15 protein-coding genes are annotated in these 14961 nt (G+C 68.0%); 7 read left to right on the forward strand and 8 right to left on the reverse strand.

All coding sequences use genetic code 11. The features are described 5' to 3' along the window. Together EPO55_RS01185 and EPO55_RS01190 are read left to right on the forward strand one after the other, a co-directional pair. Positions 1–377: enoyl-CoA hydratase-related protein (locus EPO55_RS01185; protein ID WP_296334551.1), on the forward strand; the 377-nt coding region annotated here is incomplete at its 5' end. Between the two features lie 11 nt (positions 378–388). Beyond that, positions 389–1321 carry an SMP-30/gluconolactonase/LRE family protein gene (locus EPO55_RS01190; RefSeq protein ID WP_296334552.1) on the forward strand — a complete coding sequence of 311 codons (933 nt, stop codon included), beginning with the start codon at positions 389–391 and terminating at the stop codon, positions 1319–1321. Between the two features lie 9 nt (positions 1322–1330). On the opposite strand, the gene EPO55_RS01195 is transcribed toward EPO55_RS01190, so the two are convergent. The 3 genes from EPO55_RS01195 to EPO55_RS01205 are packed head-to-tail and all read right to left on the reverse strand — an operon-like array spanning position 1331 to position 3955. Further along, positions 1331–2725 carry a malonyl-CoA decarboxylase family protein gene (locus EPO55_RS01195; RefSeq protein ID WP_296334553.1) on the reverse strand — a complete coding sequence of 465 codons (1395 nt, stop codon included), beginning with the start codon at positions 2723–2725 and terminating at the stop codon, positions 1331–1333. Positions 2726–2780: 55 nt separating this feature from the next. Beyond that, positions 2781–3410, reverse strand: coding sequence for a DNA-3-methyladenine glycosylase (locus tag EPO55_RS01200; protein ID WP_296334554.1), 630 nt, complete (start codon positions 3408–3410; stop codon positions 2781–2783). Then, positions 3407–3955: a methylated-DNA--[protein]-cysteine S-methyltransferase gene (locus EPO55_RS01205; protein ID WP_296334555.1), complete on the reverse strand. Its 549-nt coding sequence runs from the start codon at positions 3953–3955 to the stop codon at positions 3407–3409. The genes EPO55_RS01200 and EPO55_RS01205 overlap by 4 nt, the downstream gene beginning before the upstream one ends. Positions 3956–4063: 108 nt before the next feature. Between EPO55_RS01205 and EPO55_RS01210 the strand changes: the two genes are divergently transcribed. The 3 genes from EPO55_RS01210 (at position 4064) to pcaF (ending at position 7398) form a co-directional block, all read left to right on the forward strand. Further along, the gene (locus EPO55_RS01210) at positions 4064–5296 is read left to right on the forward strand and encodes a DUF3419 family protein (RefSeq protein ID WP_296334556.1); all 1233 of its coding nucleotides are present in this window, start codon (positions 4064–4066) and stop codon (positions 5294–5296) included. A 3-nt stretch (positions 5297–5299) separates the two neighbouring features. After that, complete coding sequence (locus EPO55_RS01215) at positions 5300–5953, forward strand: class I SAM-dependent methyltransferase (protein WP_363718232.1); 654 nt, start codon at positions 5300–5302, stop codon at positions 5951–5953. 242 nt (positions 5954–6195) lie between these two features. Continuing rightward, the gene (gene pcaF, locus EPO55_RS01220) at positions 6196–7398 is read left to right on the forward strand and encodes a 3-oxoadipyl-CoA thiolase (RefSeq protein ID WP_296334557.1); all 1203 of its coding nucleotides are present in this window, start codon (positions 6196–6198) and stop codon (positions 7396–7398) included. Positions 7399–7401: 3 nt separating this feature from the next. Here pcaF and pncA read toward each other — a convergent pair whose 3' ends face one another. Genes pncA through purD form a run of 5 tightly spaced genes read right to left on the reverse strand, consistent with a single transcriptional unit; the run spans position 7402 to position 12616 of the window. After that, positions 7402–8010, reverse strand: coding sequence for a bifunctional nicotinamidase/pyrazinamidase (gene pncA / locus EPO55_RS01225; RefSeq protein ID WP_296334558.1), 609 nt, complete (start codon positions 8008–8010; stop codon positions 7402–7404). A 28-nt stretch (positions 8011–8038) separates the two neighbouring features. Then, complete coding sequence (gene tgt, locus EPO55_RS01230; protein ID WP_296334559.1) at positions 8039–9163, reverse strand: tRNA guanosine(34) transglycosylase Tgt; 1125 nt, start codon at positions 9161–9163, stop codon at positions 8039–8041. After that, positions 9160–10173, reverse strand: a complete 1014-nt coding sequence (gene queA / locus EPO55_RS01235; protein ID WP_296334560.1) for a tRNA preQ1(34) S-adenosylmethionine ribosyltransferase-isomerase QueA — start codon at positions 10171–10173, stop codon at positions 9160–9162. The genes tgt and queA overlap by 4 nt, the downstream gene beginning before the upstream one ends. A gap of 5 nt (positions 10174–10178) precedes the next feature. Further along, positions 10179–11306, reverse strand: a complete 1128-nt coding sequence (locus EPO55_RS01240) for an MBL fold metallo-hydrolase (protein ID WP_296334561.1) — start codon at positions 11304–11306, stop codon at positions 10179–10181. A 32-nt stretch (positions 11307–11338) separates the two neighbouring features. After that, on the reverse strand, positions 11339–12616 hold the full coding sequence (gene purD / locus EPO55_RS01245; protein ID WP_296334562.1) for a phosphoribosylamine--glycine ligase: 1278 nt from the start codon (positions 12614–12616) through the stop codon (positions 11339–11341). A 58-nt stretch (positions 12617–12674) separates the two neighbouring features. On the opposite strand from purD, the gene xseA reads away from it, so the two are divergent. Both xseA and EPO55_RS01255 read left to right on the forward strand, forming a co-directional pair. Continuing rightward, the gene (gene xseA, locus EPO55_RS01250) at positions 12675–14207 is read left to right on the forward strand and encodes an exodeoxyribonuclease VII large subunit (RefSeq protein WP_296334563.1); all 1533 of its coding nucleotides are present in this window, start codon (positions 12675–12677) and stop codon (positions 14205–14207) included. An 11-nt stretch (positions 14208–14218) separates the two neighbouring features. Then, complete coding sequence (locus EPO55_RS01255) at positions 14219–14950, forward strand: ribonuclease activity regulator RraA (RefSeq protein WP_296334564.1); 732 nt, start codon at positions 14219–14221, stop codon at positions 14948–14950. Positions 14951–14961 lie beyond the last annotated feature (11 nt).

The raw sequence follows: 14961 nt of genomic DNA on the forward strand, positions 1-14961 counted from the left end.
GCATCGGCCTGCTGCCCGACGGCGGCAGCACGTGGTTCCTGCCGCGCCTGGTGGGCGACCAGCGTGCGCGGGCGCTCGCCATGCTGACGCCGCAGATCCCGGCCGACAAGGCCAAAGAATGGGGCCTGATCTGGGACGTCGTCGACGACGCCGCCCTGATGCCGACCGCCGTAGAAATCGCGCGCAAGCTCGCCGACGGGCCGACGATGGCCCTGGCGCGGATCAAGGGCGCGCTTGCCCAGTCGAGCGCCAACGATCTTTCGGCGCAGCTCGATGTCGAGCGCGACTACCAGCGCGAGTTGGGCCGCAGCGACGACTTCAAAGAGGGCGTTGCTGCCTTCCTCGCCAAGCGCAAGCCGGACTTCGAAGGCAAATAGGGGAAACGACCATGACGACGCCGCACAAGGAAATCACCTCGGGCCTGCAGTTTCCCGAAGGCCCGATCGCCATGCCTGACGGCTCGGTGATCCTGGTCGAGATCGCGCGCGAGACGCTGACCCGCGTCATGCCCGACGGCAAGCAGCAGGTCGTGGCCAAGATGCCGGGCGGCCCCAACGGCGCTGCGATGGGGCCTGCGGGCAAGATCTATGTCTGCAACAACGGCGGCTTCAACTGGATCAAGCGCCCCGACGGGCGGCTGTTCCCCGGCACCCAGCCCGCTTCCTACAAGGGCGGCTCGATCCAGACCGTCGATCCCGAGACCGGCAAGGTCGAGACGCTTTATGATTCGTGCGACGGCCGCAAGCTGAACGGCCCCAACGACATCGTCTTCGACAACGCCGGCGGCTTCTGGTTCACCGATCTCGGCAAGACGCGCGAGCACGACAGCGACCGCGGCGCCGTCTACTACGCCAAGGCCGACGGCTCGAGAATCGAGCAGAAGGTCTTCCCGCTCGAGCGCCCCAACGGCTGCGGCCTCTCGCCGGATGAGAAAACCCTCTATGTCGTGGAGACGCCGACCGCGCGCTGCTGGGCCTTCGAGCTTTCGGCGCCCGGAGTCATCAAGGATGCCAACGGCCCCTATCGCGGCGAGAAGGGTCGCGTGATCGCGGGGCTGGGCGGCTATCAGATGTTCGATTCACTGGCCGTCGACTCGGCCGGCCACATCTGCGTCGCCACGCTGATCACCGGCGCCGTCTCCGACATCTCACCCGACGGAAAATCCGTGACGCAATACAAGCTGCCCGATCCGATGGTCACCAACGTCTGCTTCGGCGGTAAGGACTTGCGCACGGCATACGCCACGCTCTCGATGACCGGCAAGCTTGTGAGCTTCGAATGGCCGCGGCCGGGTCTGAAGCTGAATTATCTGAACAAGTAGGAGCCGCGGCTACCCCTTCGTCAGCGCCCGGACCTCGCGGCTGGCGACGATGCGGCCATTCGAATAGGCCTCGTGGTTGGCGTCGACGTCAGCGAGCTTGTAGCGGTAGTTCACCATCATGGCGTAGGACTGCTTGAAGCCGTTGGCGCTGGTGTCGGCCAGCCAGTTCAGCCGCTCGACGATGGCGCCATTGCCGAGATGGAAATGTGCCACGCGATCGAGCGCGCGGCCTTTGTCGTCGGCCGTCGTGAGATACTGCGCCGCCAGCCGCGACAGGATGGGCCGGAGTGCCTTGTCGATCGCTGGCACTTCCCACCAGTTCGGCCGATCGAGCAGCTTGCGCACAGCGGCGGCGCCCCTGGCCTCGCCGATCACCGGCGCCAGGGAGGCGATCTCGGATGCCGTCAGCGCATCGTCGCCCTCGCTTTTCAGCCGGCTGTCGATGTGCTGGCGCAGGCCGGGAAGGGGGGACAGGGTCGCGAACTCCTTGATCTTCGGCAGCTCCTTCGCGAGTTGGTCGGCCACGCGCTTGATCAGGAAGTTGCCGAAGCTGATGCCGGCCAGGCCCTGCTGGCAGTTGGAGATTGAATAGAAGATCGCGGTGTTGGCCTCGCCGGGGTCGCTGGTCTCCGCGCGCGCGTCGAGCAGACGCTGCACGTTGCCGGCGAGCCCCGCCACCAGGGCGACTTCGACGAAGATCAGCGGCTCCTCGGGCATGCGCGGGTGGAAGAAGGCGAAGCAGCGCCGATCCGAATCGAGCCGGTTCTTGATGTCGCGCCATGACCGGATGGCGTGCACCGCCTCGTAGGCTACGAGCTTCTCCAGGAGCGATGCGGGCGATTGCCAGTCGATGCGCACGAGGTCGAGGAAGCCGACGTCGAACCAGTCGCCGAGCAGGGGCCGCAGGTCCTCGCTGAGCGCCCGTGCGGCGGCATCGCTGCGCCCCAGCGCCAGCAGCTCGGCGCGGAGATCGACGACGAACTTCACGCCCTGCGGCACACCCACGAATTCGCGCAGCAGCCGCACCGCCGGTGGCTCGAGGGCGCGGCGGAGCGCCCGCGCCGGCTCCTTGGAGGTGCGCCAACGGTCGACGGTGGCCATCGCCGCTTCGCGCGGCAGGCCGTAGTCGTGCGCCAGCGTCAGCAGGAACTTCCTCCGGCCGGCGGGCGAGAGCGAGAGGTAAGCCTGGCCGAGCTCGGCGGCGCGGCCTCGCCGTGCCGTCTCGCCGCCCTTGCCTGCGAGGCAGGCATCGATGCGGCTTTTCAGCCGCGGGACGTCGTCGTCGGGCAGGTCGGGGCGAAGCGGGGCGCCCACCACCTCGCGGGCGCCGCGGGCAGTGTCGACGAAGGCGGTCCGCAGGCGTTCCAGCGTGCGGTCGACGGTATTGGAAAACGGAAGAGCCATGCGCCGATTATGTCACGGCGGATGTGTCACTCCAGTGGCACAGATGAACGCAGCTTCATATCTCCAATGCCCGCCACAGATACCAACTCGCCACCGTTCGGTAGGGCCGCCATTTCTCGCCGGCCTTCTCCAGCGCCTGCGGCGAGGGGAGCACGCGCTTCCTGAAGGCCTTCGCATAGGCCTTGCGCAGGCTGTAGTCGTCGAGCGGCAGAACGTCGGGTCGGCCCAAGCGAAACATCAGGAACATTTCGGCGCTCCAGCGGCCGATGCCACGCACCTGCACCAGCCGTTCGATCAGCTCGGCATCTTCGAAGCCGTGCGCCGCTTCGAGCGTGGGCAGTTCGCCGCTTGCCACGCGGCGTGCGAGATCCTGCACCGCCAGCACCTTGGCGCGCGACAGGCCGCAACTGCGCAGCCTTTCGTCCGGCGTCGCCAGGACATGGCGCGGCGTAAAACCCGCCGTCGCCCGCGGATAGAGCGCTTCGACGCGGCCGTAGATGGTGGCCGCCGCCTTGTTGGAAAGCTGCTGGTAGACGATGGCCTCGGCCAGCGCGCCGAACAGGCTGCGCGAAGCCTTGAGCTCCATGCGGAACGGACCGACCGCTTCGATGATCTCCGCCAGCGCCGGATCCGCAGCCTTGAGATGCGCGACCGCCTTGGCGATCTTGAACGGAAAGCCGCTCATCGCGCGGCGAACAGCGGACCGGCGCCCACTTCCGGTGCGCCCTCGATCTCCAGCATGCGCCGCTTGGTCGAGACGCCGCCAGTGGCCGAGAAGCCGCCCATCTTGCCGTCGGCGCCCAGCACGCGATGGCAGGGCACGATGATGGCCACGGGATTGCGGCCGAGCGCCTGGCCGACTTCGCGCGATTCGTGCGGCACGCCGAGACGCTTGGCGATCTCGCCATAGGTCATGGTGCGGCCGGGCGGGATGGTACGCGCCACCTCGTAGACCTTGCGGTGGAATTCCGGCGCAGCTTCCAGGTCGAGTGGGATGTCGGCGAGATCTGCGGCTTCGCCCTTCAAGAGCTGCAGCACGCGTTCGATGGCGCGGCCGACCCCGGGCGGTGGGTCGCTCTCGACCGCGTCGGACCAGCGTCGCTGCAGGCGCTTGCGCGTCGCCTCGGCCGACGCTTCGGGCAGTTGCAGGCCCGCGATGCCGCGCGCGCTCCAGGCGAGGCCGCAGGTACCGATCGGCGAGTCGAACAGGGTGAAACCCAGCGTGCTCATGACCTCAAACTCCCTCTAACCTGACATCCCGTCAAGTGCGTGCCTGTCATCAAACTGGCACCTGGGGTGGATATATTGTGCAGGTCGAGTAGAGCCGGAGTTGTCTGGTTGGCCTATCCGCGGGATGAGAGCAATGTCCGCCTGAAAAAGGCGGTTCGCCGAAATCGGGTTCTATCCCGCGAGGGACTCCTGGAGCATGTCTTCGAACGGCTGTTCCGCGGCCTCGTCTACACCCAGATCTGGGAAGATCCCGAGATCGATCTCGAGGCGCTGGCGCTCGCGCCCGACAGTCATGTCGTGGCGATCGCCTCGGGCGGCTGCAACGTACTCTCCTACCTCACGGCGGGGCCGGCACGCATTACGGCGGTGGATCTCAGCCAGGCTCACGTGGCGCTCAACCGCCTGAAGCTGGTGGCGGCCAGCCGCCTGCCGTCGTGGGAAATGTTCTACCGGTTCTTCGGAGCGGCCGACGACGCGGCCAATGTGGCGGCCTACGACCGGCTGATCGCGCCGCACCTAGACCCGCAGAGCCGCGCCTACTGGCAGGGTCGCAGCCTGCAGCACTTCGGGCGGCGGCGGATCTCGATCTTCGCCCGCCATGCCTACCGCCACGGTCTGCTGGGGCGTTTCATCGGCCTCGCCCATGCCGCAGCGCGCCTTCATGGCGTCGACCTGCGCGACCTGCTGAGCGCCCGCACGATGGACGAGCAGCGCGCCTTCTTCGAGACGGCGCTGGCCCCGCTGTTCGATCGCCGCGCGGTGCGCTGGGCGACTGGCAATCGCCTCTCGCTCTATGGCCTCGGCATTCCGCCGGCGCAGTACGAGGCGTTGGCCGGCGGTCGCGGCATGAGTGTGGTGCTGCGCGAAAGAGTCGAGCGGCTGGCCTGCGGCTTCAGCCTGAATGACAACTACTTCGCCTGGCAGGCCTTTGGCCGCGGCTACAGCGGCGACGGGCAGGGACCGCTACCACCCTATCTGCGGCGCGACCAGTTCGACTTCGTCCGTGCCCGGGCCGACCGGGTCGAGGTGATGAACCGCTCGGTCACGGAGTATCTCGCCGCCTGTCCGGCCGCCTCGCGCGACCGCTATGTGCTGCTCGATGCCCAGGACTGGATGACCGACGACCAGCTGAACGCGCTCTGGACCGAGATCACGCGGACGGCGCGACTCGGGGCGCGGGTGATTTTCCGGACCGCGGCCGAACCGTCGCTGCTGGAAGGCCGCCTCGACCCGGCGCTGCTCGACCGCTGGCACTACGAGGCTGCCGCCTCGCAGGAATTCACGGCGCGCGACCGTTCGGCGATCTACGGTGGCTTCCATCTCTATGTCCTCAGGGATTGATCCGTGAGCGACACTGTCGCCATGTCCAACCTGATGGACCGCATCTACCGCCGGCAGCGCCATCTCTACGACAGTACGCGCAAATACTATCTGCTGGGCCGCGACCGGTTGATCGAGCGCCTGTCGCCGCCGTCCGGCGGCAGGGTGCTGGAGATCGGCTGCGGCACGGCACGGAATCTGGTGGCGGCGGCGGGGGCCTATCCGCACGCCGCGTTCTACGGCATCGATATTTCGGCTGCGATGCTCGAGACGGCCCGCGCCAAGGTCGTGCGCGACGGCCTGTCGCCCCGCATTCGGCTGGCCTGTGCCGACGCCACCCGGTTCGATCCCGCGCTGCTGTTCGGTGTGCCCGGATTCTCGCACGTCTTCCTGTCCTACAGCCTGTCGATGATCCCCGAGTGGCACCTGGCGCTCGGCCAGGCGCTGGCCTGGGTGCAGCCTGGTGGCGAGCTGCATATCGTCGATTTCGGCGGCCAGGAGGAACTGCCGCGCTGGTTCCGCCGTGGGCTGCGGACCTGGCTGGCGCAGTTCCATGTCGATCCGCGCGACGGTCTGGAGGCAGCGCTCGCCACCTTCGACGGAAGCGCCGGCACCCTGCTCACCTTCGAGCGACCCTATCGCGGCTACGCCCAGTACGCTGTGTTTCGGCGGGCCTGACAGAACAGAGTCCGGCCGATCGGAGTTAGCCGACCAAGCCTCAGGGCAGGCCGGCGCATGTCCATTCTCTCCCTCTCCCGACCCCTCGCGCTGCGACATCGCCCTCGCGCCTTACGATCCTGGGAAACGTCGCGGCCGCGGCCTGTCGTGACTCGCATAGCCCCTCTGCCCATGAGGTATTGGCAAGCGGCTGGGCCGGGTGCTAACCCGGCAGCAACGAATTTGTGGTGGGAGTACCCAAGATGACCGAGGCCTTCATTTGCGACGCCATCCGCACCCCCGTCGGCCGCTATAACGGCGGACTTGGCGCCATGCGGGTCGACGACCTGGCCGCCCATCCGATCAAGGCGCTGATGCAACGGAACGCCAATGTCGATTGGGGCGCCGTCGACGACGTGATCTATGGCTGCGTCAACCAGGCGGGCGAGGACAACCGCAACGTGGCGCGTATGGCGGGGCTTCTGGCCGGCCTGCCGGTCGAGGTGGCCGGCGCCACGGTCAACCGGCTCTGTGGTTCGGGGCTGGAAGCCGCTGGCCATGCGGCGCGTGCGGTAAAACTCGGCGAGGCCGAGATGATGATCGCAGGTGGCGTCGAAGGCATGACCCGCTCGCCTTACGTGATGGGCAAGCCCGAGAGCGCCTTCGATCGCTCGATGAAGCTCGAGGACACGGTGCTGGGCTGGCGCTTCGTCAACCCGCGGATGAAGGCAGCCTACGGCGTCGATCCGATGGGCCAGACCGCCGAGAATGTCGCAGGCGAGCACCAGATCAGCCGCACCGACCAGGACGCCTTCGCCTACCGCAGCCAGCGCCGTTGCAAGGCGGCCCAGGATCGCGGCTTCTTCGACAAGGAGATCGTCAAGGTCTGCGTCAAGAAGGGCAAGACCGAGATCATCGTCGACAAGGACGAGCATCCGCGGGGCGACACCACGATGGAGACGCTCAGCAAGCTCCAGGCGGCGTTCCGTGAGGGCGGCTCGGTGACGGCGGGCAATTCCTCCGGCCTGAACGACGGCGCCTGCGCCATGATCATCGCCTCGGAGGCTGCCGCCCGCGCCAATGGGCTGACGCCGCGAGCGCGCATCCTGGGCACCGTGTCGGCGGGCGTGCCGCCGCGCGTCATGGGCATCGGTCCGGTGCCGGCGACGCAGAAGCTGCTGGCCAAGCTCGGCATGACCATCAAGGACTTCGACACGATCGAGCTCAACGAGGCGTTTGCGGCACAGGCGCTGGCCGTGCTGCGCCAGCTGGGCCTCGCCGACGACCAGGAGAACGTGAATCCCAACGGCGGCGCCATTGCGCTCGGCCATCCGCTCGGCGCCTCGGGCGGCCGGCTGATGATCACTGCCCTCAACCAGCTCGAAGCCACCGGCGGCAAGCGCGCGCTCGCCACCATGTGCATCGGCGTCGGGCAGGGCATCGCGCTGGCGCTGGAGCGCGTCTAGGACCTACGCCGTCGCGTTGAGATTGATGCCGCCCTGGCGCATTTCGGTGAGCATGCGCCGTCGGCTGCCCTCAAGATCGAGGGCGGCGGTGGCCTCGACCACGACGGCGATGTCGAAGCCCGCCTGGCGTCCGTCGATCGCAGTCCAGGCGACGCAGTAGTCGAGCGCCAGGCCGCAGATGATCAAACGAGTGAAGCCGCGGGCCTTGAGGTAGCCGTCGAGGCCGGTGCGGGTCATGCGGTCGTTCTCGCGGAACGCCGAGTAGGAGTCGATGCCGGTGTGGAAGCCCTTGCGCACGATCATCTGCGCCTTGGTCGCTTCCAGCCCGGGATGGAAGTCGGCGCCTGAGGTGCCTTGCACGCAATGGTCCGGCCACAGGGTCTGCGGACCGTAGGGGAACTTCACGGTGCTGAAGGGCACGGCATCGGCCCAGGCGCTGGCGAAGGAGGCATGGCCCGCCGGGTGCCAGTCCTGGGTCAGGATCACGTGGTCGTGGCGGCCGATCAGCCGGTTGACCAGCGGAAGGATGCCGTTGGCGCCGGGCACGGCCAAGGCGCCGCCCTCGCAGAAGTCGTTCTGCATGTCGACCACGATCAGGGCCTCGTTCGGCATCCGGTACGCTCCGTTACTAAAGTCGGATTCAAAGGGGTGGGATGTCGCCCAAGTCTTGTTCGCTCGCGAATGCGGCGATCCAGTGGCCGAGTGAGTTGCTTTCGATGGCGCCGCGCAGGCCGCGCATGATGTCCTGGTAGTAGTGAAGGTTGTGCCACGTGAGCAGCATCGAGGCGAGGATCTCCTCGGCCCGGATCAGGTGATGCAGATAGGCACGACTGTGATGAGTGCAGGCCGGGCAGGCACAACGCTCGTCGATTGGCCGCGGGTCGTCGCGGTGGCGGGCATTGCGCAGATTGAGTTCGCCGCGGCGGGTAAAAGCCTGTGCCGTGCGGCCGGCCCGCGTCGGCATCACGCAGTCGAACATGTCGATGCCGCGAAGAACGGCGCCCACGATGTCGGCCGGCCGGCCGACGCCCATCAGGTAGCGCGGCCGCCCGGCGGGCAGCTGCGGTACGGTGGTGTCGAGCGTGGCGAACATCCGCTCCTGGCCTTCGCCGACGGCCAGGCCGCCGATGGCATAGCCGTCGAAACCGATGGCCGAGAGCGCCCTCACGCTCTCGGCCCGCAGCTCCGGAAAGACGCTGCCCTGGACGATGCCGAACAGGCCGTAGCCCGGCCGCTCGGCGAAGGCGCGCTTGCCGCGTTCGGCCCACTTCATCGACAGCCGCATCGACTTTGCCGCCTCGGCCTCCTCGACCGGCCAGGTCGTGCATTCGTCGAACGACATGGTGATGTCGGCATCGAGCAGGTGCTGGATCTCGAGCGAGCGCTCGGGCGTGAGCCGGTGCTGCGTGCCGTCGATCGGCGAACGGAAGGTGACGCCGTCGGGGTCGAGCTTGCGCAGGTCTTTTAGCGACATCACCTGGAAGCCGCCCGAATCGGTCAGGATCGGCCCTGGCCAATTCATGAACTTGTGCAGCCCGCCCAGCGCCGCCACGCGCTCGGCGCCCGGCCGCAGCATCAGGTGGAAGGTGTTGCCCAGCACGATCTCGGCGCCGGTCTCGGCGACCGATTGTGGCAGCATCGCCTTCACGGTACCCGCGGTGCCGACCGGCATGAAGGCCGGCGTCTCCACGGTGCCGTGGGCGGTCGTGATCCGGCCGCGCCGCGCGGCGCCGTCGTTGCCCAGAAGCTCGAAGGAAAGACTCATCGCCGCAACAGACAACAATCGCCGTAGGAATAGAAGCGGTATCGCTCGCTCACCGCATGCGCATAGGCTTCCTTGACGCGCTCCAGCCCGGCGAAGGCCGCCACCAGCATGAACAGCGTCGAGCGCGGCAGATGGAAGTTGGTGAGCAGGAGATCGACGGCGCGAAACTGAAACCCGGGGGTGATGAAGATATCGGTCTCGCCGGTCCAGGCGCGCATCGGCCCGGTTCGGGCGACCGACTCGAGCAAGCGGAGCGAGGTCGTGCCGATCGAGACCACGCGCCCGGCCGCGGCGATGGCCTGGGCGGTGGCCTGCGGGACCTCGCCCCATTCGGAATGCATGACATGCCGATCGGTATCGTCCACCCGCACCGGCTGGAAGGTGCCGGCGCCGACATGCAGGGTGACGCCGGCGGTGGTGACGCCCGCCTCCGCCAGGGCCGCCATGAGCGCAGGCGTGAAATGGAGGCCCGCGGTTGGCGCCGCGACCGAGCCGTCGACCTTGGCGAACAGAGTCTGGTAGTCGGCGCGGTCCCGCGCATCGGCCGTGCCACCGCGGATGTAAGGGGGCAGGGGTACCGCGCCGCCCTGTTCGAGGGCTGTGAGAAAATCGTGACCGCCCCGGTCGAAAACCAGCACGACCGAGCCGTCCTCGTTCTTGGCTGCAACAGTGGCGCCCAGGCCACCCGCAAAGGCCAACGCATCGCCGATCTGCAGCCGCTTGGTCGGCCGGGCGAAGGAGAGCCAATGGCCGGCGCCGAGGTCGCGGATCAGCAGCGCCTCGACCTTGCCGCCGCCGGGCCGCGTGCCCAGCAGCCGCGCCGGAATCACCTTGGTGTCGTTGAAGACCAGCAGGTCGCCCTTGCGCAGCAGCTTCGGCAGGTCGCGCACGCCGCGGTCGTGAAGCCCATCAGGTGCCACGTCGAGCAGGCGCGCGGCATCCCGCGGCGAGACCGGCCGCTGGGCGATGAGATCCTGGGGCAGCTCGAAGTCGAAGAGATCGACTCGCATCGGTGTCAGGTCTGGCCGATATCCATGACCTCGGCGTCCGAATCGTCGGACGGCGGCTGCGGATGGACGTCGACCAGAGCCACGAAGCGATGCACGCCGTCGACCACCGTGCGCTTCACGCGGGCGCGGGTCTCGAGGCAATGCAGATGCGCCAGGGTCTCGCCGAAGGCGAAGACGATCTGGTTGTTGTCAAGATGGCGCGGGAACAGCACCGGCACCATGTCCCAGCCGGTGGCGCCCTCGGCGCCGCGCTGGGCGATGGCGTGGGTGATGTCGTTCAACCGGGCATCGTGATGAGCCACGAGCTGGTCGAGCCGGGTGTGCAGGCCGATGAAGGGGAAGCCGTGGGAGGGCAGCACCAGCGCGTCGGCCGGCAGGCGGCGGAAGCGCGAGAAGCCGTCGAGGAACCAAGTGAGCGCGTCGGCCAGCGGTTCGTTGGGCCACACGCCGACATTGGTGCTGATCTTGGGCAGCACCTGGTCGCCCGCGATCATGACGTTGAGCTCGGGGCACCACAGCGAGGCATGCTCGGGCGCATGGCCGCGGCCCACGATCACGTCCCAGCGGTGGCCGCCCAGGGTGATGGGATGCGCATGGATCATGCGCTGGAAGGTGGTCGGCAGCGGTGCCACGCCCTTGGCATAGCCGCCCTTGTGGCGATGGAAGTTGGCGATGCGGTCCGGCGGCACGCCGTTCCGCGCCACATGCGCGGCGCGCGTGTCCTCGCTTTCGACGAAGTCGTTGCGCGCGGCCTGCGCACTCATGTATTCGCCCAGCGTCATCCACAGCGGCGCGTTCCACTTCTCGCACAGCCAGCCCGCGAGGCCGATATGGTCGGGATGGAGGTGCGTGCCGATCACGCGCGTCACCGGCTTGCCGCCAAGCTTCTCGGCGAAGATCTTCTCCCACAAGTCGCGCGTCGCCTGCGTGTTGATGCCGGTGTCGACGATGGTCCAGCCGTCCTTCTCCTCGACCAGCCACAGGTTGATGTGATTGAGCTGGAACGGCAGCGGCATGCGCAGCCAGTAGATGCCGGGGGCGACGTTCTTGATGTCGCCGGGCTCAGGCACGTCGCCGCAGGGAAAGCGCAGCTGCGCCAGCAGGCGCTGGGATTCGGTGATCATGTCGGGCATGACCCTAACTTAGCGGTCGCGACCCTCGGGTGTCACGGCTTCCGGCCGACTGCCCGCCATGCGATATCGCGCCGGCAGAAGCCCTCCGGCCAGTCGATCAGGTCGACGGCGCGATAGGCCCGCTCCCTGGCTTCCTCGACGGTGGGGGCCATGGCGCTGACGTTCAGCACGCGGCCACCATTGGCCAGGAGGCGGCTGCCGTCGGCTTTCGTGCCGGCATGGAAGATTTCGACGCCCTCGACCTTGGCCGCCTCGGCAACGCCGCGAATCTCGCTGCCATTCTTGTAGGCATCGGGATAACCCCTGGTTGCCAGGATGACGGTGAGCGCTGCCTCGTCGGACCAGCGGAGGTCGAGATGGTCGAGTCCGCCGTCGGCGCAGGCGATCAGCGCCGGCACGAGATCGGACTTCAGCCGCATCATCAGCACCTGGGTTTCGGGATCGCCGAAGCGGCAGTTGAACTCGACCAGCCGCGGGCCCTTCGCGTCGATCATCACGCCCACATAAAGCACGCCCTTGAACGGCGTGCCGTCCTTGGCCATCGCGCGAACGGTCGGCAGCACGATCTCGTCCATCGTGCGCTTCTGCATGGCGGCGTCGAACACCGGCGCCGGCGAATAGGCGCCCATGCCGCCGGTGTTCGGGCCCTTGTCGCCGTCGAAGGCGCGCTTGTGGTCCTGGGCGCCGACCATCGGCAGCACATGCTCGCCGTCGCAGAGCGCGAAGAAGCTCGCCTCCTCGCCTTGCATGAACTCTTCGATCACAACCGAGGCGCCGGCCGCGCCGAAGCGGTTGCCCGACAACATGTCGCGCACGGCTTCGATCGCCTGGTCGACCGTCTCGGCCACGATCACGCCCTTGCCGGCGGCGAGCCCGTCGGCCTTGACCACGATCGGCGCGCCCCACGCCTTGATATAGGCGATCGCCTTGTCGAGGTCGGTGAAGCGCTCATAGGCGGCGGTCGGGATGTTGTGGCGTCGGCAGAGCTCCTTGGTGAAGCTCTTGGACCCTTCGAGCTGGGCCGCCGCCTTGGACGGCCCGAACACTTTGATGCCTGCGGCCGTGAAACCGTCGGCCATGCCCGCCACCAAAGGCGCATCGGGGCCGATCACGACGAAGTCGATCTTCAGGCGCTGGGCCAGCGCTACCTGGCCCGCGATATCCTCGGCGCCGACAGCGACGCATTCGGCGACCTGGGCGATGCCGGCATTGCCGGGGGCGCAGTAGAGCTTTGTGCACAGCGGCGAGGCCGAAATGGCCCAACACAGCGCATGTTCGCGGCCGCCGCCGCCCACCACCAAGATTCGCATGGCGAGGCTTTGACCACAGTTTGCGCCGTGGGCACAAGCGGCTAGGCTGCGCCCACCCATGGATAACCTCGATCCGCCGGGCGCCGCGGGCGCCGCCGCCGGCAATGTCCCGGAATTCTCGGTTTCCGAGCTCTCGTTCGCGCTGAAGCGCGAGATCGAGACGGCGTTCCCGCGCGTGCGGGTACGCGGCGAGATCAGCCAGCCCTCGTTCCCACGCTCCGGCCACTGCTATTTCCGCCTGAAGGACGAGAATGCCGTGATCGACGGCGTCGCCTGGAAGGGCACGATCCCCCGGCTGGGGATCAAGATCGAGGAGGGGCTGGAGGTCATCGCCACCGGCAAGCTCACGACCTATGCCGGCTCCTCGCGCTACCAGATCATCGTCGACCGCCTCGAACTGGCCGGCGAAGGTGCGCTGCTAAAACTGCTGGAAGACCGGCGCAAGAAGCTGCAGGCCGAGGGCCTGTTCGATCCGGACCGCAAGCGGCAGCTGCCCTTCCTGCCCGAGGTGATCGGCGTCGTGACCTCGCCCTCGGGCGCCGTGATCCGCGACATCCTGCATCGCCTGGCCGACCGCTTTCCGCGCCACGTGCTGGTCTGGCCGGTCGCGGTCCAGGGCGAGAAGGCCGCGGCCGAAGTGGCGGCCGCCATCGCCGGTTTCAACAGGCTCGCCTTTGGCGGGCCCGTCCCGCGGCCCGACGTGTTGATCGTGGCGCGTGGCGGCGGCAGCCTCGAAGATCTCTGGGCCTTCAACGAGGAGATCGTGGTCCGCGCCGCCGCGGCCTCGGAGATCCCGCTGATCTCGGCCGTCGGCCATGAGACCGACACGACCCTGATCGATTTCGCCTCCGACCGCCGCGCGCCGACGCCGACCGCGGCGGCCGAGATGGCCGTGCCGGTGCGCGCCGACCTCCTGACCGAGACGCTGGATTACGCCAAGCGGCTGGCCGGCGGCATGACCCGACTGCTGCGCGAATCGACCATGGAACTCGCGGGCCTCGCCCGTGGCCTCGGCGATCCGCGCCGCCTGATCGAGGAACGCCAGCAGCGGCTTGACGTCAGTGGCGAGCGGCTAACGCTGGCCGCGCGCCAGCTCGTCGATCGCCAGGCCAACGCGCTGGCAGCGGCGCGGCTTGCGAGCCCCCAGCGGGTGATCGAGGCCAAGCAGCAGCTTCTCGTCGGCGAAGTGCGGGCGCTCGATGGGGCGATGAAGCGATTCAAGAGCGATGCCCTGCAAAAGTACGACCGGGCTTTCGAGCGCCTCGAGCAGTTCGGCGACCGTCTGAAGCGTCACGGCAGCGACCTGCTGCAGAACGGCCAGCGGCAGGTCGACCAGGCGGCCAAGCTTCTGGAGAGCTATTCCTTCCACTCGGTTCTGAACCGCGGCTTCGCCCTGGTGCGCGACCAGGATGGCCAGCCTGTGCTGGCCGCCGCCGGTACGAGCCTGGGCCAGGCGATCAGCATCGAGTTCGCCGACGGCCGTGTCGGCGCCCGGGTGACGGATGGGGCGGCCGGTACGCCCAAGCCCGCCGTGCCACCGGCTCCGCGTCGCCGCGACGGCGGCAGCGGCAATCAGGGCTCGTTGTTGTAGGGAGAAATTTGATGACGAACGCGCCGCTGTCGGCCGAGACGATGAAGAACTTTTTGTATGCCAGCACGGCCACGGTCTCGATGCAGATGCTGAAGCGCGGGTTCCGCAATTGCGCCATCAGCGGCATCAGGCCGCTCAATCCCAACGCGGCGCGTCTGGTCGGCCCGGCTTACACGTTGCGCTATATCCCGAGCCGTGAGGATCTCGACAAGCCGCCGTCGCCCAGCGATCCGCCAAACGCCCAGCGCACGGCGATCGAGGAGTCTCCGCCGGGCTCGGTGCTGGTGATCGCCACCGAAAGCAACACGCGCTCCGGCACGCTGGGCGATATCCTGGCGCTCAGGCTGAAGGCCCGCGGCATCGCGGGCGTGCTGAGCGACGGCGCCATGCGCGACACGCCGGTGATCGGCAGATTCGACTTCCCGGTCTACTGCGCCGCCGCCGCCGCGCCGCCCAGCATGGCCAACCTGCGCCCTGTCGAGGTGCAGACGCCGGTCGGTATCCGCGGTGTGCCGGTCTATCCCGGCGACGTGATCGTGGCCGATGAGGATGGCGCCATCGTCGTGCCGCGTCCCATCGCTGACGAGGTCGCCCGCGATTCCTTCGAGCAGGAGCGGCTGGAGAAGTTCGTCGCCATCCGCGTCGGCCAGGGCCACCCGATCACCGGCACCTATCCGCCCAACGACGAGACCAGGAAGCTCTACCAGGCCTGGATCAAGGCCGGCGAGCCGGCGGGCGGTTGAGGAGGAGTCGT

Origin of the sequence: Reyranella sp. (genome assembly GCF_004296935.1) — a bacterium.
GTDB lineage: Bacteria > Pseudomonadota > Alphaproteobacteria > Reyranellales > Reyranellaceae > Reyranella.